The 20,911-nt window shown below is 36.7% G+C and carries 23 protein-coding genes and 2 pseudogenes; 17 read left to right on the top strand and 8 right to left on the bottom strand.

Translation table 11 applies throughout. The annotated features are described in order from the left end of the window. Positions 1 to 43 precede the first annotated feature (43 nt). The 4 genes and pseudogenes from G0028_RS09405 to G0028_RS09420 form a co-directional block, all read left to right on the top strand. On the top strand, positions 44 to 1,231 hold the full coding sequence (locus tag G0028_RS09405; RefSeq protein WP_180045169.1) for an O-succinylhomoserine sulfhydrylase: 1,188 nt from the start codon (positions 44 to 46) through the stop codon (positions 1,229 to 1,231). Positions 1,232 to 1,322: 91 nt separating this feature from the next. Further along, on the top strand, positions 1,323 to 1,652 hold the full coding sequence (locus G0028_RS09410; protein ID WP_130075186.1) for a YbaB/EbfC family nucleoid-associated protein: 330 nt from the start codon (positions 1,323 to 1,325) through the stop codon (positions 1,650 to 1,652). An 11-nt stretch (positions 1,653 to 1,663) separates the two neighbouring features. Then, the gene (recR, locus tag G0028_RS09415) at positions 1,664 to 2,260 is read left to right on the top strand and encodes a recombination mediator RecR (RefSeq protein ID WP_180045170.1); all 597 of its coding nucleotides are present in this window, start codon (positions 1,664 to 1,666) and stop codon (positions 2,258 to 2,260) included. A 411-nt stretch (positions 2,261 to 2,671) separates the two neighbouring features. Beyond that, positions 2,672 to 3,511, top strand: a pseudogene (locus G0028_RS09420) (ribonuclease D); the annotation flags it as partial. Positions 3,512 to 3,537: 26 nt separating this feature from the next. On the opposite strand, the gene G0028_RS09425 reads toward G0028_RS09420, so the two are convergent. Further along, a complete protein-coding gene (locus G0028_RS09425; protein ID WP_015586042.1) occupies positions 3,538 to 4,239 on the bottom strand; it encodes an IS1-like element ISPa14 family transposase in 702 nt (233 codons plus the stop codon). Between the two features lie 59 nt (positions 4,240 to 4,298). Between G0028_RS09425 and G0028_RS09430 the strand changes: the two are divergent. The 6 genes and pseudogenes from G0028_RS09430 to trpB form a co-directional block, all read left to right on the top strand. Continuing rightward, positions 4,299 to 4,610, top strand: a pseudogene (locus G0028_RS09430) (ribonuclease D); the annotation flags it as partial. Positions 4,611 to 4,754: 144 nt separating this feature from the next. Then, positions 4,755 to 5,060: a YcgL domain-containing protein gene (locus G0028_RS09435; RefSeq protein WP_174492688.1), complete on the top strand. Its 306-nt coding sequence runs from the start codon at positions 4,755 to 4,757 to the stop codon at positions 5,058 to 5,060. After that, a complete protein-coding gene (locus G0028_RS09440) occupies positions 5,053 to 5,469 on the top strand; it encodes a hypothetical protein (RefSeq protein ID WP_372402981.1) in 417 nt (138 codons plus the stop codon). Before G0028_RS09435 ends, G0028_RS09440 begins: the two co-directional genes overlap by 8 nt. A gap of 20 nt (positions 5,470 to 5,489) precedes the next feature. After that, complete coding sequence (locus G0028_RS09445) at positions 5,490 to 6,341, top strand: AAA family ATPase (protein ID WP_130075182.1); 852 nt, start codon at positions 5,490 to 5,492, stop codon at positions 6,339 to 6,341. Between the two features lie 15 nt (positions 6,342 to 6,356). Further along, the gene (locus G0028_RS09450) at positions 6,357 to 7,544 is read left to right on the top strand and encodes a vWA domain-containing protein (protein ID WP_180045172.1); all 1,188 of its coding nucleotides are present in this window, start codon (positions 6,357 to 6,359) and stop codon (positions 7,542 to 7,544) included. Between the two features lie 61 nt (positions 7,545 to 7,605). Beyond that, complete coding sequence (trpB, locus tag G0028_RS09455; protein WP_130075180.1) at positions 7,606 to 8,814, top strand: tryptophan synthase subunit beta; 1,209 nt, start codon at positions 7,606 to 7,608, stop codon at positions 8,812 to 8,814. A gap of 62 nt (positions 8,815 to 8,876) precedes the next feature. On the opposite strand, the gene G0028_RS09460 is transcribed toward trpB, so the two are convergent. The 3 genes from G0028_RS09460 to G0028_RS09470 all read right to left on the bottom strand — a co-directional run bounded on the left by G0028_RS09460 (position 8,877) and on the right by G0028_RS09470 (position 10,255). Further along, positions 8,877 to 9,308, bottom strand: coding sequence for a CBS domain-containing protein (locus G0028_RS09460; RefSeq protein WP_130075210.1), 432 nt, complete (start codon positions 9,306 to 9,308; stop codon positions 8,877 to 8,879). 200 nt (positions 9,309 to 9,508) lie between these two features. After that, the gene (locus G0028_RS09465; RefSeq protein ID WP_130075179.1) at positions 9,509 to 9,886 is read right to left on the bottom strand and encodes a DUF2750 domain-containing protein; all 378 of its coding nucleotides are present in this window, start codon (positions 9,884 to 9,886) and stop codon (positions 9,509 to 9,511) included. Between the two features lie 135 nt (positions 9,887 to 10,021). After that, on the bottom strand, positions 10,022 to 10,255 hold the full coding sequence (locus G0028_RS09470; protein ID WP_130075178.1) for a hypothetical protein: 234 nt from the start codon (positions 10,253 to 10,255) through the stop codon (positions 10,022 to 10,024). A 225-nt stretch (positions 10,256 to 10,480) separates the two neighbouring features. On the opposite strand from G0028_RS09470, the gene G0028_RS09475 reads away from it, so the two are divergent. Together G0028_RS09475 and G0028_RS09480 are read left to right on the top strand one after the other, a co-directional pair. Continuing rightward, positions 10,481 to 10,840: a hypothetical protein gene (locus G0028_RS09475; RefSeq protein WP_130075177.1), complete on the top strand. Its 360-nt coding sequence runs from the start codon at positions 10,481 to 10,483 to the stop codon at positions 10,838 to 10,840. Between the two features lie 231 nt (positions 10,841 to 11,071). Next, positions 11,072 to 11,335 (top strand): hypothetical protein, encoded by a 264-nt coding sequence (locus G0028_RS09480; protein WP_174492685.1) that lies wholly within the window; start codon positions 11,072 to 11,074, stop codon positions 11,333 to 11,335. 33 nt (positions 11,336 to 11,368) lie between these two features. Here the strand turns inward: G0028_RS09480 and G0028_RS09485 are convergent, their stop codons facing one another. Together G0028_RS09485 and G0028_RS09490 are read right to left on the bottom strand one after the other, a co-directional pair. Next, positions 11,369 to 12,889: a M16 family metallopeptidase gene (locus tag G0028_RS09485; protein WP_227554709.1), complete on the bottom strand. Its 1,521-nt coding sequence runs from the start codon at positions 12,887 to 12,889 to the stop codon at positions 11,369 to 11,371. Positions 12,890 to 12,906: 17 nt separating this feature from the next. Continuing rightward, the gene (locus G0028_RS09490; protein WP_227554808.1) at positions 12,907 to 14,229 is read right to left on the bottom strand and encodes a M16 family metallopeptidase; all 1,323 of its coding nucleotides are present in this window, start codon (positions 14,227 to 14,229) and stop codon (positions 12,907 to 12,909) included. A 283-nt stretch (positions 14,230 to 14,512) separates the two neighbouring features. On the opposite strand from G0028_RS09490, the gene ftsY reads away from it, so the two are divergent. From ftsY to G0028_RS09510, 4 genes are all read left to right on the top strand, one after another. Then, on the top strand, positions 14,513 to 15,622 hold the full coding sequence (gene ftsY / locus G0028_RS09495; RefSeq protein WP_130075174.1) for a signal recognition particle-docking protein FtsY: 1,110 nt from the start codon (positions 14,513 to 14,515) through the stop codon (positions 15,620 to 15,622). Between the two features lie 189 nt (positions 15,623 to 15,811). After that, positions 15,812 to 16,495 carry a nitroreductase family protein gene (locus G0028_RS09500; RefSeq protein WP_174492683.1) on the top strand — a complete coding sequence of 228 codons (684 nt, stop codon included), beginning with the start codon at positions 15,812 to 15,814 and terminating at the stop codon, positions 16,493 to 16,495. A gap of 308 nt (positions 16,496 to 16,803) precedes the next feature. Next, positions 16,804 to 17,400, top strand: a complete 597-nt coding sequence (locus G0028_RS09505; protein WP_180045211.1) for a nitroreductase family protein — start codon at positions 16,804 to 16,806, stop codon at positions 17,398 to 17,400. Between the two features lie 255 nt (positions 17,401 to 17,655). Further along, on the top strand, positions 17,656 to 18,333 hold the full coding sequence (locus tag G0028_RS09510) for a DUF2057 domain-containing protein (protein ID WP_180045173.1): 678 nt from the start codon (positions 17,656 to 17,658) through the stop codon (positions 18,331 to 18,333). A 103-nt stretch (positions 18,334 to 18,436) separates the two neighbouring features. On the opposite strand, the gene G0028_RS09515 is transcribed toward G0028_RS09510, so the two are convergent. Both G0028_RS09515 and G0028_RS09520 read right to left on the bottom strand, forming a co-directional pair. Continuing rightward, the gene (locus G0028_RS09515) at positions 18,437 to 19,381 is read right to left on the bottom strand and encodes a phosphatidate cytidylyltransferase (RefSeq protein ID WP_180045174.1); all 945 of its coding nucleotides are present in this window, start codon (positions 19,379 to 19,381) and stop codon (positions 18,437 to 18,439) included. Beyond that, complete coding sequence (locus G0028_RS09520; RefSeq protein ID WP_130075169.1) at positions 19,378 to 20,073, bottom strand: lysophospholipid acyltransferase family protein; 696 nt, start codon at positions 20,071 to 20,073, stop codon at positions 19,378 to 19,380. Before G0028_RS09520 ends, G0028_RS09515 begins: the two co-directional genes overlap by 4 nt. A 251-nt stretch (positions 20,074 to 20,324) precedes the next feature. Between G0028_RS09520 and ybaK the strand changes: the two genes are divergently transcribed. Further along, positions 20,325 to 20,792 carry a Cys-tRNA(Pro) deacylase gene (gene ybaK, locus G0028_RS09525; protein WP_180045175.1) on the top strand — a complete coding sequence of 156 codons (468 nt, stop codon included), beginning with the start codon at positions 20,325 to 20,327 and terminating at the stop codon, positions 20,790 to 20,792. Positions 20,793 to 20,911 lie beyond the last annotated feature (119 nt).

A 20,911-nucleotide genomic window follows, 5' to 3' on the forward strand; every position in this document is an offset into this window, starting at 1 on the left:
TATTAGCAATACTTTACAAAGGCAGTGGATCACTGAATTTAACATGAGCCAACAAGACGAGATAGAATACCAACTGGATACATTAGCAATTCGTACAGGACATACACGTAGTTTTGAAGGTGAGCATAGCGAGCCAATTTTCCTTACATCGTCTTTTGTATGTGAAAATGCGGCTGATGCTGCGGCTAAATTTTCTGGACAAATTGAAGGAAATACCTATTCTCGTTATACCAATCCAACGGTACAAGCATTTGAAAAGCGTTTAGCCGTTTTAGATGGTGCGGAACGTGCAGTGGCAACAAGTTCAGGTATGGCTGCGGTACATGCAGTTTGTATGGCGTATCTTAAGGCAGGCGATCATGTGATTTGTTCACGTGCTGTGTTTGGCTCAATTATTTCTTTATTTGAAAAATACGTTGTTAAATTTGCTGTAGACGTGACATTTGTAGACTTAGAAGATTTAGAAGGTTGGAAACAAGCTGTTCGTCCAAATACACGGTTACTTTTTATCGAAACGCCATCTAACCCATTGGCACAAGTGGGTGATATGCAAGCGATTGCGGATATTGCTCATGAACATGGTGCTTTATTTGCCGTGGACAATACGTTCTGTACACCTGTATTACAACAACCGATTAAATTTGGTGCAGACTTGATCGTCTATTCATCAACAAAATATATTGATGGGCAAGGTCGTGCGCTAGGTGGTGCAGTTGTTGGTAAAGATAAACTTGTTGAAGAAATTAATGGCGTAATTCGTACATTAGGTAATTCAATGAGTCCATTTAATGCGTGGATTTTCTTAAAAGGTTTAGAAACCCTCAGTTTACGTATGAAAGCACATTGTGAAAGTGCACAAAAACTTGCAGAATGGCTCGATGCACATCCAAAAGTTGAAAAAGTTTATTACGCAGGTTTACCTAACCATGCAGGTCATGATTTGGCTAAAAAACAACAATCAGGCTTTGGTGGTGTAGTCTCATTTGTGGTGAAGGGTGAGCGTCAGGGGGCTTGGACAGTGATTGATAATACACGTTTCTTGTCGATCACCAGTAATTTGGGCGATGTAAAGTCGACCATTACCCATCCAGCAACCACCTCACATGGCAGAATGTCAGCTGAAGCGAAACAAGCCGCAGGCATTGTAGAAGGTTTAATCCGTGTATCTGTAGGTTTGGAAAACATTGATGATATTATCGGTGACCTTTCTCGTGGCTTAGATTTAATTTAGAATCTACTTGAATGAAAAAATACTCAAGTCTACATGTTCGTTGGGGACTTGAGTCATGAAAATTTAAACCACTTTATGTTCGGAGAATTTTATGAACATTAATATGCTCATGCAGCAAGCTCAACGCATGCAAAAAGATATGGAAAACAATGTCAAAAAGGCAAAAGAAGAACTTGCTCAAACTGAGGTTCATGCCGAAGCGGGTGGTGGTTTAGTCAAAGTGACAATGACTTGTCGCAATGTGGTAAAACGTATTGAAATTAGTCCTGAACTTTTACAAGACGATGCTGACATGATTGAAGATTTGATCGCTGCAGCAATGAATGATGCTGCACGTCAAGCAGAAGTCGTATCTGAAGCAAAAATGAAAGAAGCAAATGCAGGCATGGGTTTACCACCAGGTCTTGCAGGCATGTTTTAAGGGTCACTTAGGTGTTTAGTAACCGTTTTGATCAATTGGTACAAGCATTAAGAATATTGCCCAGTGTTGGACCAAAGTCGGCACAGCGTATGGCATTGCATTTGATTATGAAAAATAAAGAAGGTGCTGTGGCTTTGGCATCTGCTTTAAATGAAGCGACGTCTTATATTCATGAGTGTAGTATTTGTCATTCTTTAACTGAACATGAAATTTGTGATATTTGTCAGTCTACAGAACGCAACGATCAAATCCTTTGTGTGGTTGAGTCACCTGCGGATGTTATGGCAATAGAGCAAAGTGGCAGTTTTAAAGGGAAATATCACGTTTTAGGTGGGCATTTATCACCTTTAGATGGGATTGGACCTGAAGAAATAGGCATTTCTTATTTGGTACAAAGATTGGCAAATAACCCAATCCAAGAAGTGATTCTAGCGACCAATGCAACTGTTGAAGGACAAGCAACAGCACACTATTTGGTAGAAGCAACCAAGCATTTAGGGATACAAATGACCCGTATTGCACAGGGTGTACCTCAAGGTGGTGAGCTTGAATATGTCGACAGTCATACACTGAGTCAAGCTGTCCATAATCGGATGCAAATGAAATAAGCACATCATGTGCTTATTTTTTTAAACTTGATTTAGGGTTTATTTTGTTTGGTTTGAATCTTGTGCAAATATGTATAGGTCAAGCGAATAATTAATCCATTTTTCATCAGGTTATGCTTTAAATATAAATATTTACAATTACGATGCAGAATAGCTACTCAGAAAATGTAAATTTATGCCACGATGCAATTCAATCATGATAATGATTGTTTTCAAGTGATATTCAGATATAAATGGATTTATATAGGAATTAAGTGTTAAAAACTATTTTTCAAATACATTTAGTGTATTGATATTGCTGAAAAATATAGCTTTTGTTGTAAATTACTTTAAAAATATTATATTTATATTTTATATATTAAGGTAGAATCAACATTTTATTTAAATGTAACATCTTGACGCAAAACAGACATGTTTCAATTTATTCATCAGCAAAACGAACTCGACCATGTGATCCAATTAATGCGTCAGAGCTCTATTTATGGTCTCGACACTGAATTTATTAAAGTCGATACATTATGGCCAAAACTAGGCGTGTTCCAAATTAATGTCTGTGATCAAGTGTTTTTACTTGATGGAACAACTTTAGATTTATCAGGTTTTTGGGCATCTATTTATCAGGCAGAGCAGAATGTATTTCATGCATGCAGTGAAGATATTGATCTGATTTATCATTATTCTCAAAAAAATTGTTTAGAAAATGTCTTTGATACACAAGTGGCCATGTCATTTTTAGGACATGGTTTGCAAGTCAGTTATCAGTCTGCATTGAAAACAGTTTTGGATATTGAAATTGATAAAGATCAAACGCGTTCAGACTGGCTAGCACGTCCTTTAACGGGCAAGCAAATGGATTATGCTGCAAATGATGTATTATATATTATGCAATTAGCAGATGATTTAAAGCAGCAATTGAACCGTAAAAATATCTATAATTGCGTGGTTGAAGATTGTAAAAATCTCACTTATGAAATTGCACAAGAAACACCAAAAGATAAATTATATACAGACATTGGTAACTATCGTCATTCACGTAAACAATTGATGCAATTACAACAATTAAGTTTGTGGCGTGAGGAATTGGCGAAAGCTTTAAATCAACCAAGAAGCTTTATTTTAAAAAATTCGACCATGCATGATTTGGTAGAAAAAAATCCGAAAAACAATTTCCAGTTGTCTCAAAGCAAAGATATTCGTCCACATATTGTGCGTGAACATGGAAAAACGATTTTAGATTTATTAAAATTTTTGGTGGTGTTTCAAAAAGTATGCTGACATTAAATGAAGCCATTATTGATGTAAAAAAAGGTTAAGTCGAAAGCTTTAAAATGGTTTTCAATCTTTTTTGAAAAATTACAACTCCTTCTAAAACCGCGCCTAATTCGATGCCTTATTTTGCAATTATTACCTTCAATACCTACAGTAAAAAATTTACCAATACTTTGCTTGCAGTTTTTAAAAGCAGTTATGAAACTGTCCCAATGATCACTTGCAATTCGGGTGTAGTGAATACCTAATTGTTTAAGCTTTGCCTTCAATCGTTGAACTGTAGCTAAGTCTCTTTTACCCCAAACATAAGCAACAATCTCACCTGTTTCTCGATGGTAGGCGTAAATAAGCCATTGTTTATTATTTTTATTTCCCACAAAAGTCCAAAACTCATCAACTTCAAGAGACTCATAATGACTTTGTTTAGGCTGAATTTGGTAGGTCGATTCGGTTAAAGTACGTAAAACTTTACCGATACTGATTCGCTCAACTTCAGCGATATCTCGTATACCACTACCTCTGACCATCAACTGTAATATTTTTCGAGTAATGCCTGAATGACATCCTAGATAGCTCAGAGCATGGTCACCAATAAACTGACGTTTACAGTCTTTGCACTGATAGTTTTGTTTCCCATCTACTTTGATGCCATTTTTCTTTATACTGTCACTGAGGCAGGTTGGACATTTGATTTCTAGAGTTATTCGCATTTCTCTATTTTATCAAAATTCAACCTGCTTTGTTTCAGCATACTTTTTGAAACACCACCAAATTTTTACCTGATATGGATGAATGGCCATTACGTATAGCACGTCCAATCAAACATTCCTCACAGGAGGTTGCACAGACTGTGGAGAATTTAATTTTAAATGTCTCTACGGAAAAGCAAATTCCGAAAGAAGTCCTAATGCGTAAAAAATGGATGAATGCATTGTATCAGCACGTGGTTTTTCAACGTGATGAGCAGGATTTGCCCCGTTATTTATTGGGTTGGCGCTATGAGGCATTAACACAACCATTGCTTAAAATCTTGATGAATGACAAACAGTATCTTTCTATGCAAATGGAAGTTTTCCCATAAGCATATGTGGATTGAGTTAAAATAAATTGGTTAAAGAATTTACAAACAGCATAAAATAACGACTGATGCGTTAACAAACACTAATGTATCGGTTGTTTTTTTCATGTATGCTGTGTTTGAGTTTTAGTTACGCTGTTGAATAAAATGCATTGTGATATTTATAAGTCGAGCAAAAAAGATGAAATGTATCTTTATGTGGCTCGCCCCAATCATCCAAATGAAGCTGAAAATGCTGATCCACTTGACATTTTAGCTGAACCTTTGCGTGTTGCATTTGGTCGTGCAACGCATGTGATGCATTTGGAATTAAGTGAATCTCGTAAGTTAGCGCGTGTGAATGTTTTACATGTGTTAGATTCATTACAAACAAAAGGTTTCTTTATTCAAATGCCGCCAGAAGGTTTAATTAACCCAAATGCGGTTGAACCAGAGGGATTACGCGGTGCTTGAGCAGTTATCAGGAATATGGGCAAACTTCCTCAACCTATTTGATTCTATACCAGAAGACAATATTGCGATCACCGTCTATATTCTTGGGACACTGATTATTTTAAGGTGTTGGTATTCGATTGCAAAACGTCTACCTTCACCCCTGGGTGGGATTACATGGATTATTGTATTTGCTGTTATTGCAACGCCTACCATTTCAGAAGGACCTAATTCTGCAATTGCACCTGCATTTTTTGGATTGCTTTTTGGGATACTCACTAAAGATTCTCCATTAATTTGGTCAAATGTTGCACTGATTGTTTTTGTCATCGGTATCGGCTTAGTGCTCGGCTTTTTTTGGTCGAAATACCAAGCAAATAAAAATTCAATGCAAAAAACAACGTCAGCGAAAAACACCTCACCACTTTAAATAAAAAATAAAGGTTCATTATGTCTGTGGAAGCACAACAATTTACAGGGACAGCGCAATATATTGCGACTGATAGTTTGAAACTTGCAGTCAAAGCAGCACGTGCGTTGCAAAAACCACTTTTGGTGAAAGGTGAACCGGGTACAGGGAAAACCTTATTGGCTGAGCAAGTGGCTGAGAGTTTAGGTCTTAAACTCATTACTTGGCATATTAAGTCGACCACCAAAGCGCAGCAAGGTTTATATGAATATGATGCTGTATCACGTCTGCGTGATAGTCAACTCGGGGATGACCGTGTTTATGACATCAAAAACTATATTAAACCCGGTAAGTTGTGGGAAGCTTTTACCAGTGAAGAACGCTGTGTTTTATTGATTGATGAAATTGATAAAGCAGATATCGAATTTCCAAATGACTTGTTGCATGAACTCGACAAAATGTCGTTCTTTGTTTATGAAACAGGGGAAACGATTACAGCAACTCAACGTCCGATTGTAATCATTACTTCAAATAATGAAAAAGAACTTCCAGATGCATTCTTGCGTCGTTGTTTCTTCCATTATATTGAATTCCCTGATGAAGCAACCATGCGTGAAATTATTGCAGTGCATTTCCCGAAAATTTCATCGACTTTGGTGACTGAAGCTTTACAAGTTTTCTTTAAATTACGTCAAGTGCCTGGTTTGAAAAAACCACCTTCAACGTCTGAGTTGATTGATTGGTTAAGTTTGCTCATGGCAGATGATATGCCAGAAGATGTATTGCGTAATCATGATAAATCGAAAGCCATTCCACCTTTATATGGTGCGCTGATTAAAAACGAACAAGATGTGCAATTGCTTGAACGTTTAGCCTTTATGTCGCGTCGTTAATAGGGGGATCGCCAAATGTTTGTGCGATTATTTTATACCCTACGAAAATATGGTGTTCCTGTCTCAACACGTGAATTGATTGATCTCAATCAAGCCATTGCGGCAGGTCTCGTCTTTGCCAATCAAGATGATTTTTATCAACTCGTGAAAACAGTCATGGTCAAAGATGAGCGATTCTTTGATAAGTTTGATCGTGCAATGAAGGATTATTTCGAGGGGATTCAAACCTTTGATATCGATGATTTGCTGAGTAAAGTTCAAAATTTACCGAAAGATTGGTTTGATTTAGAACTGCTTGAAAAGCATTTAACACCTGAACAACGTGCGGAGTTGATGAAAGCGGGTTCATTAGAAGAATTGATGAAAATGCTAGAAGAGCGTTTACGCGAACAGCATAAAAAACATCAAGGTGGTAACCGCATGGTGGGTACAGGCGGTACATCACCGTTTGGTGCATTTGGGGATCATCCCGAAGGTGTGCGGATTGGTGGTCCAAGTCGGAAAAACTCAGCCGTTAAGGTATGGGAGCAGCGTAAATATCAAAATTTGGATGATGAACAAATCTTAGGTACACGTCAAATGCAAATGGCTTTGCGTCGTCTACGGAAATTTGCTCGTCAAGGTGCAGCTGAAGAACTGGATATTAACAGTACCATTTATGAAACTGCTAAACAGGGGATTTTAGATGTGCAAATGATCCCTGAGCGCCGTAATCGCATCAAAGTGTTAATGCTGTTTGATGTCGGTGGATCGATGGATTCTCATATTGCACAGTGTGAAAAACTATTTAGTGCTGCTAAAACTGAGTTTAAAACGCTGGAATATTTTTATTTCCATAACTGTTTATATGATTATGTATGGAAAGATAATTTTCGCCGTTCATCTACTAAAATGAATACATGGGATTTATTGAATACCTATGGCAAGGATTATCGTGTCATCGTGGTAGGTGATGCCAGTATGGCACCTTATGAGTTGAAGTCAGTAGGTGGTTCGGTTGAGTATATGAATGATGAGGCAGGCGATGTATGGTTACGCCGCTTACGTAATCATTTTGAAAAAACGGCGTGGCTCAATCCAGAACAAGAAAATTATTGGCATTATACGCAAACGATTGGTTGGATTAAGCAAATCTTTGATGATCATATGTATCCAATGACTTTGAAGGGTATTGAAGATTTGACGAAATACTTATCCCGTTAGTTATAAAAAATATTTATAATTTCTGTTTGAATTGAAACTGATTGATGATCTGAGGAATGAAATGACACATCAAATAAATGGCATTGCTTTACCCAATGAAGATGGCTTTTTTGGTGAATACGGCGGTCAATTTATTCCACCCCATTTAAAACAAGCGATGGATGAAATTAATGTGGCGTATGAAGAAATTCGTCACACGGCTGAATTTCAAAATGAACTTGCTGATTTATTTGCGAATTATGTAGGTCGCCCAAGCCCTTTATTTCACGCGAAGCGTTTGTCTGATCAAATTGGCGGCGCACAGATTTACTTAAAGCGTGAGGATTTAAACCATACAGGCGCACACAAAATTAACCATTGTTTAGGTGAGGCTTTGCTTGCTAAATATATGGGTAAAAGCAAAGTGATTGCTGAAACAGGTGCAGGACAGCATGGTGTGGCTTTGGCAACTGCGTGTGCTTTAGTCGGGATTCCATGTGAAATTCATATGGGACAAGTGGATATTGAAAAAGAGCATCCAAACGTTGTTAAAATGAAAATTTTAGGCGCAAACCTGATTTCGGTAACTCGTGGTACAGCAACGTTAAAAGATGCGGTAGATAGTGCTTTTGAAGAATATTTAAAAGATCCGAAAAATTTCATTTATGCCATTGGTTCAGTAGTTGGTCCACATCCATTTCCAAAAATGGTACGTGATTTCCAAGCGATTATTGGTGATGAAATTAAAGTTCAAACCAATGCACGTTTTGGTACAAATCCTGACTATGTCGTGGCTTGTGTTGGTGGTGGTTCAAATGCAATGGGCGCATTCACTGCATTTTTAAATGAAGAAAATGTTAAATTGGTCGGAGTTGAGCCAGCAGGTCATGGCTTAGATACAGATATGCATTCGGCAACATTAACTTTAGGTAAACCAAGCCAGTTGCATGGTATGGCATGTTATGTGTTAGAGGATGAACAGGGTGAGCCTTTACCTGTACATTCAATTGCTTCAGGTTTGGACTATCCTGGCGTAGGTCCACAGCACAGCTTTTTAAAAGATTTAGGGCGTGTGGAATATTCCACAGCAACAGATCAAGAATGTTTAGATGCATTTATGACTTTGTCTCGTGTTGAAGGGATTGTGCCTGCTTTAGAAAGCTCACATGCAGTCGCTTGGGCAATACGTGAAGCTGCAAAAATGCCAAAAGATGTAAAAATTGTTGTCAATTTATCAGGTCGTGGCGATAAAGACGCAGACTTTGTTGCAGGGAAATTAGGTTTACACTAATTTTTACAGTTGATGCCATAAAAAACCTAGCTTAAGCTAGGTTTTTTATTACGATTTAAAAATTAACCTGAAATATATTGTCTTAATTGTTCGATCAGTTGTCGTTGATCTTCCATCGTTGCTTTTACAAGGTCACCAATAGAAACAAAACCGATTAATTCATCATTTTCAATCACAGGCAAATGACGTAAATGGCGATCGGTCATTAGACCTAGACATTCTTCTACCGTGTTATTACGTGTTACAGAAATCACTTTTGGTGTCATAATCTCTGCCACAGTGGTATGGTCAGAAGTACGTTGCATCAAAGCAATTTTACGCGTGTAATCACGTTCAGATAAGATGCCCACCACCTTTGTGTTTTCGGTAACCACTAATGCGCCAATGCCTTTATTTGCCATAATGGTAATGGCTTGCAAGACGGTATGTTCAGGCGAAATTGTAAAAATTTCTTGACCTATTTTATTATGAATCACTTGAGCAACTGTGGTCATCATTATTTTCCTTTTCGTTTTTATTGCACTCTTTTAACTTAGCTTTATTTTAAAAGAATGCAAATACTTTCTTATGACAATTGCAGAAAAAAACAATAGTTTGTTTAATCTTTCGTCAGGAAAAGCTTAAATTACAGATGATGGGCGCAAAATAAAAATTTTGAGTGCGAGGGGAAAGAAAATATTCATGCAATTTAAAATTAAATTGCATGAAATTGCATGGAATTATGAAAGAAAAAATGGTGCATTTGTAGCGTTGAAAGTTTGAATTTGCGACCTGATGAATTGAATAAAGCAGGTTTGACATTCAATCGTGTTAGGGTTGGTAGTAATGCTTCTTGAAAGTCTTTCGGTGTGATTTTCTTTGGGGTGTATTGTGGCCAATGTAAGCTAGCATATTGATATGCTTGCAAAGAATTTAACCAAAATGGAAAGAATATATCATTTTTGTCGGTCTTCATTGCCCAACCTTGATGATATAAGCCCCATAAAACACCACAGTACATCAGAGATTTAAGAATAGAAAGTTTAATTGTCAGTTCTTTAGAAATTGGTTGAAGAAGGATGTATTTTTTCATGATAAACAATCGAGTTTGATACAAGACTATTGTAAGTGATTCGGCTGTTCTTTTGATGTAAGCTTGCTGTTAATTCGTAAACAAATATAAATAAAAAGGGGTGGCATTAAAAAACGCCACCTAAGTGACGTTTTGTTATGCTTGCATTGTGGCTAATTTTTGCCAATATTGTGCTTTTAAAGAATCACGTTCTACACGGAAACCTTGGAAATAAAGTTCTGCTAAGAACATTGCTGCTTTACCATGACCAGCTTTTGCTGCGTCTTCTAACTGTTTTACTGCATCTACAAAGTTCATTTCTGAATGGATCGTATTTACCGCATTTGCATAAACATGTTCTAAGTCATGTTGAGAAAGTTGATGAATCATATATAACTCCTTATTGTAATTATGATCATTAAGACCTCCCATGAGGTCTTTTACTAACACTACTAATTTAACTTCTCTTTATTAAACTAATATTACATTTTACTTAACTTGTCAACTATTTTGAGACACTAGATCGTATGGTTTATGATTACATGATTAAACAATAATCAAAAACAATTTTTATTAAAATCTATATAAGGAAGACGACTAAAAAGGAGAACAAATATGACACATATCATAGATGGTTTTAATTTTGATGTACCTCCGACTGAGTCTCAAATTGTTGCACTTGCTCAGTATCACCGCAAACAATTGGACGAAGCAATATTTCACCAAGAAATTCATTTAGGTAATTTTTGCTTAGCGCAAAGAAAGCGTGTGCATGATTATACACGAAATCTTGAACCTTTGCAAAAATTAGGATTTTATCGGGTTTACGATGGTGAATTACATCGTTTAGCAGATGATGATGATCTGCATCCAGCTGATGCAGAAGGTGGTGTCAGTGTATTTACAGTGTTTTTAGCCTTAGGAATTATTGCACTTATTTTATATTTTGCAGTGATTCGCTCAGTCTTAAACTAAATTATTTGGGCAAATGGAGTATCGCTTTTGCGGTGTAATATTGAGCCATATGATCATCAGGGTTATTTTACACTAGCTTGTTGAATAACCCTTAATTTTGTGTGTATTTTATTGAAACACTGTATTTTTTATTGCCTCAGGATTAAACTACTTCTACATTCGAGGTAGTACATGCTCATATCAAAAGATCAAATTTTACATTTTAAATCCCATATAAACTTAGAGTTTTTTTTGAAAATGGCAATTATGGCAGTTGTGGTCTTTATTTTAATGATTTCAACTTACGCTTTATTTCGACCAATTAATGTTGAAAAATATCAACAGGTTGCCCAGCTTTCTCTACAAGAAGGTTATCCTCACACACAAGCTCTTGCTCAGCATTTACGGCTTCAACCACAAATTGCTACGCATGAATATTTTAGGCTCATGCGTGCATATGCTTATGAATCGCATCGTGTAAAAGAATATCCTGCAATGGCCATTGAGGATGAATGATGTCTTAAATAGACGGTTATGGAAGATAAATGGTTATTTACTCACAGGTGCTGTGCTTTTTTCAGATATTAACGCTGTATGAATACCTAAATTTGCATTGAGCATGGTCTTTAGCGCCACTGCATCAAGCTGATTGGCAACAATAACAAGCGTTAAACGATCTGCCCGAATATGTTTTTGTAATGCAGTTTGGACTTGTTTGGCCGTTATTTGACTCAGTTGTTGTTGATAGTCTGACAGGTAATTGCTTGGTAAATGGTAAAAAGCAATCGCTGCCAATTGTGCATTGATATTGGCATTGCTGCTAAAAGTCATTGGAAATGAACGTAGCATTCCTTCTTTGGTTTCTTCTAGTACTTTGCGCTGAATCGGTTGTCGTACAAAATCGATGAGTGCTTGATGTGTGACACGAATACTTTCCATTATTTGGTCTTGTTGTGTGCTATAACTCAAACTAAATAATCCACGCGCTTGAGTAGAAGACAATGTGCTATATGCACCATAAGTATAACCGCGCTTTACACGTAATTCTTTCATCAAAACCGAGTTAAAGCCATTTCCACCAAACATTTGATTGGCAACTTCGAGTGCAATACGATCAGGATCTTCACGCCTAATGCCAAGATGCCCCATCATAATATGGGCTTGTGTCGATTGATAGGGAATATATTGAATATTAAAATCAGTTTGATCTAGAGGTTCGGGCAGTTCGGCTGCTTTTTCACCCTGTGCTAAATTTTGTGTGATTAGGTTGCCTAATTGGGTCGCTTGTTCTGTGCTTAGATTGCCTGTGATTGCAATATTCATATTTTGTGCGACTAAAAGTTGTTTACGAAATTGAACCAATAATTCAGGCGTAATTTTTTGAATACTGCCATTTGTTCCTACACTCGGTTCTGCGTATGGATGCTTCCCATAGATTGCACGATAGAAACGGATATTCATTAGCCGATTTGGATTTTCTTGGATTTGTTTTTGTCCAATTTTTGTATTATTTAAAACTAAATTGAGTCCACTATTATTAAAAGTCGCATGATTGAGAACATGTAACATCATCTCGATTGCGGGGTTGAGTTTTTGCGGATCAGACAATACACGCATTCGAACTGTAAACATATCACGGTATGCGTTGACACTAAATTTTGCACCTAAACCGTCGAAAATACTGGCGATTTGTTTTGCAGTATATTGATCTGTACCCTCAGTCATCAGCCGTGCTGCCATATTGGACAGTCCATTCAAGCCTTTGGCAATATTTTCGTCTTGGGCAGAGCCTGCATTGAAGGTCAGTTGGATGTCTACAATCGGAAGATCTTGCACAGCAACAAAGAGTGTGCGGACCTTATGAGCGTTATTGAGTTGTTGTACAAAAGGTGCTTCATAGCTTTTTTGCTGACTTAAATTTTTTAAGCTTTGCAAAGAGCTGAGTGATTTTAAAGGGGTGGCATTGGGTAATTCTTCGATGTTTTGCGAGGCGTCATGATCAAACTCAGCTAAGCTCAGGTTAGAACAAAGTAGTGTGCTTAGTAATACAATAAATTGCGATATTTGCACTGAAAGCTCCTGATTCTCTATTTTTTGTTATTTGATTCGGGGCTTAAGTACAAGGTACTTAAATTATCGCGAACAAAATAAATATTGGCAATACGTTGTAAATCTTGTGGAGTCACTTTTTCATAATGTTGGGCTAACTCATCCATCAGGCGGTAACTCAAGCCATTTACCTCTAAATTGCCAATCATATTTGCTTGCCCAATAATATCATCTTGGCTATAGATTAAATTAGAGACGAAATTGTTTTTCACACGTGCTAACTCGGTTTGATTGACCAATTCGGTTTTAAATAAATTCATTTCTTTTTCGATAGCAGCTTGTGCTTCGGTCAGTGAAACATTTTCAGAGGGTAAGGCGGAAATAATAAATAAGCTATCCCCACGATTGTAGGGGTCGTAACTTACACTAATGGCAGTCAATAATTTTTTATCACGAATCAATCGGTCTTGCAGACGGGCAGAGATTCCGCCATCGAGTAAAGATTGAATAATCGTGAGTGCATAAGCATCTTGTGGATTTTTGGCGGTGGCAAGGGAGCGAACATTCCATGCCATAAATAAGTTTGGAACCTGTACAGGGAGTGACAACTCCATATGACGATACCCTAAACGATCAAATTCAAGCACATCATTGCGGTCAGGTGTTGTTTTTTGACTAATGGCGGAAAAATATTTTTCGACTTGTTTGAGTGCTTGTTCTGCGTTGACATCGCCAACAATCACCAAGGTCGCATTGTTAGGCGTATACCACGTTTTGTACCATTTTTTTAAATCATCAAGTTGAATATTCTGTAGATTTTTCATATAGCCAATTACAGGTTGGCGGTGGTGACTCGTAGGGTAGGCAATCCATTTAAAACGTTCGTATGCTAAATTACGCGGATTATCATCGGTGCGTTGACGGCGTTCCTCCATAACGACTTTGATTTCAGGTTCAAAATCGTGTTGACGTAGGACGAGATTTTGCATGCGATCGGCTTCAAGTTCTAAAGCCAATGGAAAATACTTTTTAGGGTAAAGCTGATAATAATTGGTATAATTGGTAAATGTTGCAGCATTGATACGCCCACCATAGATGCGGCTGAGACGTGTAAATTCATCATCTGGGACTTTTTGTGTGCCCTTAAACATCATGTGTTCTAAGACATGTGATATGCCGAGTACATTGCCAGATTCATCACTACTGCCTACTGCATACCAAATCTGTGTCATCACAATCGGCGCACGATGGTCTTCTCGAATAATGACTTTTAGACCATTATTTAAAGTTGTTTCCACGGTTGTACGTGCTAATTGACTTTGTGTTTCAGCAAATGCTGTGGGAATGTGACAAGTCGTCAAGAAAAATCCACTTAAAAGTACGACATGAGATAAAGTTGAAAAAATAGAGTAAGGATTTTTTTTGATTTTCAGCACTACCTACCCCAAACGTGTTAAATACATAAACCATTCTTTAGAAAAATATGTTTTAAATCAATATTGAAATGTTGCATTTTAGTTGATTTGCATCAGCATCAGCACAAATACCTTAAGCATATATTTAAAAGTGTCTTAAACGCTTATCAATAGGACAATCTGTGCTAAACTCTTTCTTTTTTAACATGATGCTTTTCAAGGAATCGGCATGCAAGAACAGCACAATAAATTCTTGATTGATGCGGAAATTGGTGATGATGATGTCACATTACCGAGTTTACCCACCGTTGATGTGCCCATCGTTGAAAATAAAATTATAGAAACACCGGTTGTACAAGCGTCAGTAGCAGATACGGCTGTGACAGATGAACAACAGTCAGAACAGCAAACGAAAGGTGGTTTTTTTAGCCGTATGAAGGAGGGTTTAACTAAAACCCGTAAAAACCTTGCAGACGGTATGGTGAATATTCTCATCGGTGGTAAAGAAATTGATGATGAATTGCTTGAAGAAGTTGAAGAACAGCTTTTAGTTTCAGATATTGGTGTTGAAGCAACCAAGACGATTATTGCTAATCTGACTGAGCGTACAGAACGTGGTGATTTAATTTATTCACATTCATTATATAAGGCTTTACAAGAAGAGTTGGTGGCATTACTTGCACCGCGTGTCAAACCTTTACATATTGACCCGAATAAAAATCCATTTGTGATTTTAGTGGTTGGGGTAAATGGGGTAGGTAAAACCACTACTATTGGTAAACTGGCTAAACGTTTGCAGGGTGAAGGTAAGAAAGTGATGTTGGCTGCGGGTGATACTTTCCGTGCGGCAGCGACAGAGCAATTACAAATTTGGGGTGAGCGTAACAATATCCAAGTGGTTGCACAAGGGCATGGAGCAGACAGTGCATCTGTGATTTTCGATGCTTTTGAAAGCGCTCGTGCTAAAGGTGTGGATGTATTGATTGCAGATACAGCAGGACGTTTACATAACAAAAGTAACTTGATGACTGAGTTAACCAAAGTGAAACGTGTGATGCAAAAAATTGATGCAACTGCGCCACATGAAGTCATGTTGGTTGTCGATGCGGGTACGGGACAAAATGCCATTAATCAAGTGGAAATGTTTGATGAAGCCGTGGGCTTAACAGGCTTAACCATTACCAAACTCGATGGTACTGCCAAAGGTGGTGTGTTGTTTAATATCGCAAGCCGTACACATGTACCGATTCGTTTTATTGGTGTCGGTGAAAAAATTGATGACTTACGCCCATTCTCTGCAAAATCATTTGTGGCAGCATTATTTGAAACTGAAAAATAATGAATCTAGCTACAATGTGGAATAAATAAACAAAAAACTCCGTTATCCACGGAGTTTTTTGTTTTTAAATGATTTTATGCTGTAAAAATAGGCGTTAGAACCTTGCTTAAATATACAAATACATGCAATTAAAGCTAAAATACCTAAAAAAAATATGGTTTTTTATTCATTTTTTAGGGGGAATACAAATTGACAATTTTGTCTAAAATCGGTCAGGTGTTAGCAACGGATTTATCCAAAGATATACTTTTTAAACGAAAGGAAAATCAAAAGGATGAATGCAATTTTCTAGAAGAACTACGTAAGCGACGTAGTATTTATCATTTAGGTAAAAAGGTCGCTTATCCACAAGATGAGTTAGTGTCTTTAATTAAAGAAACAGTATATTGCTGTCCTTCAGTGTTGAATTGTCAAAGTACACGTGTGGTTATTTTGCTGCAAAAATCACATGCACAGTTTTGGGCAATGGTCAAAGAAATCCAAAAAAAATACATGCATGAAAAAGCTTATGAGGGCATGGCATTAAAAATAGACGAAAGCATGGCTGCATATGGGACGATTTTGTATTTTCAAGATCTTGATGTCATACAAAAACTACAAAAATTAAGACCACTACAAGCAAATGACTTTGAAGTATGGTCAGAACAAAGTTTAGGTATGGTGCAGTTTGCAGTGTGGGGATTATTGGCAAGTTTAAATTTAGGGGCGGCTTTACATCATTATAATGCCAATATAAATGATGAAATTTTGCAATATTATGACTTACCCTCACATTGGCAATTAAAAGCACAAATGACTTTTGGCTCAATCATGACGCCAGCAGATGCTAAAAGCTATGAAGATGATCAAGTGATTTTTCGAGTATTTTCATAAATGTATATAAGCTTTTATAAAAAATTTGAAATTTTATAGGATTAAAGCGTAAAGAAAGGCTATTTTTATTCGATATTCATCATGCGCATGGAAGCTAGGTCATAATAATTACACTGATTGATGATTGAATGGATCAGTCTGTGTCTTAGCTAGGATGTTGACATATTTAAAGCATTGATTTTTAGATATTGTTCTATTTATGCAACAGTATGTCATATAGATACCACTAACGAAGATTTTTTGAATGTAATACACTTAGCTTATCTTAAGAACACGACCATAGGGTCAAAGAAATATTGAGGATTACGATAATGTCATTTTTAGATCAAATCAAACAACGCCGTAGTATTTATGCAATTGGCAAAAATGTGACTTTGGATAATTCAAAAATTGAAGATATCATTAAGCAAGCCATTAAACTTAGCCCATCTGCATTTAACTCACAAACTTCACGTGCAGTGACATTATTTGGTGATTCACACGTAAAATTTTGGACAATTGTGTTAGAAACGTTACGTAAAATTGTACCTGCAGAAGCATATGAAGGGACAAGCCAGAAAATTAATAGCTTTATCGCTGGTTATGGCACAGTCTTGTTTTATGAAGATCAAGATGTGGTAAAAAGCCTGCAAGAACAATTTGCACTGTATGCAGATAATTTTCCAATTTGGTCAGAGCATTCAACAGGAATTGCACAATTTGCAACATGGACTGCGCTTTCAGAAGCTGGTTTAGGTGCATCATTACAACATTACAACCCAATTGTAGATGAAGAAGTGGCACAAACCTTTAATGTTCCAAGCAACTGGAAACTTCGTGCTCAATTGGTCTTTGGTTCGGTAGAAGCACCTGCTGGCGAAAAAGCATTTATGGATGATGCTGAACGTTTTAAAACATTTAACTAATCAGTTTATTAAATACAAGGGCGCTTAGGCGCTCTTTTGTTTTTAGCTTGTATAAAGTACCGTAGATATACACATTATTTGATGTAAAAATAACAATATTGAGCTTTTTTTAATTTTTTGAAGCTTATAAAAAGTGATAAATTTCTTTAAATTACTTGTAAATTTTGGGTTTAAAAACAAATTGTCATAAAAATGTCATGCACACATAGCATAGTGCATTCAATTTTAAAGTTTATTGATATTTGAGAAATACCTATGCGATTTAAATTGGCAGCAAGTGTAATGGGTTTAGGTCTTATCATGAATGCGTCAGCATTTGCAGCAGTCACCATTACCGTACCTGAAGAAATTGTTGTTTTGGCTGTAAATGATCAAGAAGTCAAAGCAGGTATTTTTAGAACTAAAAAAAATGAATATAAAGTCAATGCAGGTCAAACCGCAATCAGTGTGCGTTATCAGCAGTATTTTGAACATTTAAATAATGAACATGATATTTTAAAATCGGGTGTTGTTACGATTACGGCGCCTAATTTACAAGAGGGTCAGAGCTATAAATTAAATTTAGTGAATGCGCCCAAAGATTTTGATGCAGCCAAGAAATATGCTGAACAACCTACAATTGCTTTGTATGATCAAAATAATCAAATGATTGTGCAGCAAACAGGTGCAAATAATGAAGCGAAACCTTGGTTATCGGGTGGTGTTTTTGGTCGAGTATTTGATTTAACAACCTCAAAAAAATCTGAAAATCAACCAGCTCCTGTTTATGCCAATACACAGCAGTCTGCCGCTGGGGTCAATACAACCGCAACACCCAATACATCAGTTGATTTAAATACAGCCAACGGTGCAGATCAACAAATGATTCAGATCTGGCAAAGAGCATCAAAAGCAGAACGTCAACGTTTTATGAGTTGGGTAGCTGAACAATAATAGGTCAACAACCTATACGACATGAAAAAAGGAGGGGAAATAGCGATATTTCTCCATCCTTTTTTATGTGATTACTACATTATGTGATGTAAAACCTAAATTCTTAGCTCCACCAATAGCGTAAAATATGAAAGAAAATAGGTGCTGAAAAACAGATTGAATCAATGCGGTCTAACATACCACCATGCCCATGAATCAATTGTCCCCAGTCTTTGACCCCACGATCACGCTTGATTGCAGACATCACCAAACCACCAAAGAAGCCAAAAATACAGACAATCAAACCGATCAAAGCAGCTTGTAAATAAGTGAAAGGTGTAAGCCAATTCATTAAAACACCTAAACCTGTTGCCAGTACAATGCCTCCGACTAAACCTTCAATGGTTTTAGATGGTGAGAGGATCGGTGCAACTTTGTGTTTTCCAAATAATTTTCCACAAACATATTGTAAAACATCAGAGGCTTGCACCACCATGATCAGCCAAATTGCAAGCCAAATTTTCTCCCCATCAAAGCCAGGCAGTTTTAGGTTGAGTAAAGCAGGTACATGGGAAATACAAAACACACTGACCATCAAACCCCACTGAATTTTTGCACTTCGTTCTAAAAAATGCGTGGTATCTTCCTGTTTTAAACTGGCAATTGGAATCAGTAAAAAGACATAAAGGGGAATGAAAATTGAATACAAGCCGTACCAATCGGTATAAATTAAATAGTATTGATAAGGAATGACAAAATAAAAAGCGATCAGTAAGGGGAGGTAATCACCACGCCGCGTGGGTAATAAACTGATAAATTCACGTAATGCAAATAAAGAAATAATGCCAAAAAGAATAATAAAGGCTGTTTTTCCGAGCAGAATAGCAGCTCCAATGACGATCAGCATGACCCACCATGCATTGATTCGTGCATTTAAATTGTCAATTACAGGAGAGGCTGTAGTTCCTGCACGTTGTTTTAAAATAAAACCCACAGTGGATGCGAAAATTAAAATGGCTGCAAAAATACCAAATAATACATAAGTTTGCTCTAAGTTATCTAAGGTCATTGGTTTTCAACCTCTTTTAATTTTAGGAGTTCTTGTTGTGCATATGCTAAAAATTCGGCTTTATTCATTTCAATATGCTCATTAAGCGGACAGCCAAAACATACTGTAGATAATAAAGGCAAAGGCACAAATGCACCTTTGGGCATGACACGTCTTAGATTTGAAATCCATACAGGAACGATTTCAACCTCAGGAAAAGCATGATGTAAATTGTATAGACCACTTTTAAATGTCAATAACTCAACATCATCATTGAGGTTACGCGTGCCTTCAGGAAAGAAAATAATAGAATAGCCTTGTTCTAAAGCATCCTTAATGGGCTGTAATGGGTCTTGATTATTTTCACGATTTCGCTGAATGGTGACGCCGTTGAAAGTATTATGAATGAGAAAACGGCGGATCCCATCTTTTAACCAATAGTCAGAGGCTGCTACAGGTTTAGTCTTTCTGCGTATGGGGGTAGGTAAGGATGACCACAATAAAATAAAGTCAATATGACTATTATGATTGGCATAATAAATACGTTGTTTGGATTCTTCGGGTTGGCAACCTATCCATAAGCTACGAGCACCTGTGAGTAATCGAGCACCACGCCGTGTTAAAAAAGAGATGAAGCGAGCAAGATAGTTTGAAGCACTTGGTGTTGTGGGCAAAGATCTTTGATTATTATCCTGCGGTGTAATTTGCGTCATAAAAAAACCAAAATTGTTATTGTAAAAAATAAGTTAAATATGAAATCTATTAAAACAAGAGATCATATGGTGAGTAAAGTTATTTGTCATTTAAATTGATATTCATTTTTTATAAATGTTATGAGCAGATTGGAAATCATCCATAATAAGAAATAGATGAGCGTTGTTATGAGATAAATAGCCTAAGCAAATTTAACATCTTTATGTAGATGTCATATAATACTTTATTATTTTTTATAGAATATTTGATCATGACACCCGCATGTAAAGTTTTAAAATCAAATAAAATCGAATTTTCAATTCATGAATATGAACATGATGTGAATGCGAAAAGTTTTGGATTAGAAGCGGCAGAAAAATTAGCTTTAAATGTTGAAGAAGTATTCAAAACACTGATGGTAACAGATGATAAAAACTATTTTGTTGCTGTGTTACCTGTAAGTCACCAACTGAACTTAAAAAAAGTTGCAACTGCGTTTGGTGCGAAAAAACTGCATATGGCAGATCCAAAAGATGCAGAGCGTTTAACAGGATATTTGGTCGGAGGAATTAGTCCTGTTGGTCAGAAAAAGCGATTAAAAACAGTAATTTGTGAAAGTGCAAAAACATTAAAAAAAATATATGTCAGTGGGGGGAAAAGAGGGTTAGATATCGGTGTGAATCCCAATGATTTGGCACAGGTTTTGGCTGCTCATTTTGCAGATATTGTGGATGAATAAAACTTTTATTGAATATCTTTATTTATATTTAGGACTATTTTTTGATCATATTGATCTGAAATTTTAGTTGAGATTAAGATTAGGCTCAAAAGCCGCATGGTGCGGCTTTAAGTGACTGA

This window comes from Acinetobacter piscicola, from assembly GCF_015218165.1.
Taxonomy (GTDB): Bacteria; Pseudomonadota; Gammaproteobacteria; order Pseudomonadales; family Moraxellaceae; genus Acinetobacter; species Acinetobacter piscicola_A.

Bases quoted from the DNA above. Each gene is read 5' to 3' on its own strand.
- G0028_RS09405 (WP_180045169.1), top strand. From the start codon at position 44: ATGAGCCAACAAGACGAGATAGAATACCAACTGGATACATTAGCAATT.
- G0028_RS09410 (WP_130075186.1), top strand. From the start codon at position 1,323: ATGAACATTAATATGCTCATGCAGCAAGCTCAACGCATGCAAAAAGAT.
- G0028_RS09425 (WP_015586042.1), bottom strand. From the start codon at position 4,239: ATGCGAATAACTCTAGAAATCAAATGTCCAACCTGCCTCAGTGACAGT.
- G0028_RS09435 (WP_174492688.1), top strand. From the start codon at position 4,755: ATGCATTGTGATATTTATAAGTCGAGCAAAAAAGATGAAATGTATCTT.
- G0028_RS09445 (WP_130075182.1), top strand. From the start codon at position 5,490: ATGTCTGTGGAAGCACAACAATTTACAGGGACAGCGCAATATATTGCG.
- G0028_RS09450 (WP_180045172.1), top strand. From the start codon at position 6,357: ATGTTTGTGCGATTATTTTATACCCTACGAAAATATGGTGTTCCTGTC.
- trpB (WP_130075180.1), top strand. From the start codon at position 7,606: ATGACACATCAAATAAATGGCATTGCTTTACCCAATGAAGATGGCTTT.
- G0028_RS09460 (WP_130075210.1), bottom strand. From the start codon at position 9,308: ATGACCACAGTTGCTCAAGTGATTCATAATAAAATAGGTCAAGAAATT.
- G0028_RS09465 (WP_130075179.1), bottom strand. From the start codon at position 9,886: ATGAAAAAATACATCCTTCTTCAACCAATTTCTAAAGAACTGACAATT.
- G0028_RS09470 (WP_130075178.1), bottom strand. From the start codon at position 10,255: ATGATTCATCAACTTTCTCAACATGACTTAGAACATGTTTATGCAAAT.
- G0028_RS09475 (WP_130075177.1), top strand. From the start codon at position 10,481: ATGACACATATCATAGATGGTTTTAATTTTGATGTACCTCCGACTGAG.
- ftsY (WP_130075174.1), top strand. From the start codon at position 14,513: ATGCAAGAACAGCACAATAAATTCTTGATTGATGCGGAAATTGGTGAT.
- G0028_RS09510 (WP_180045173.1), top strand. From the start codon at position 17,656: ATGCGATTTAAATTGGCAGCAAGTGTAATGGGTTTAGGTCTTATCATG.
- G0028_RS09515 (WP_180045174.1), bottom strand. From the start codon at position 19,381: ATGACCTTAGATAACTTAGAGCAAACTTATGTATTATTTGGTATTTTT.
- G0028_RS09520 (WP_130075169.1), bottom strand. From the start codon at position 20,073: ATGACGCAAATTACACCGCAGGATAATAATCAAAGATCTTTGCCCACA.
- ybaK (WP_180045175.1), top strand. From the start codon at position 20,325: ATGACACCCGCATGTAAAGTTTTAAAATCAAATAAAATCGAATTTTCA.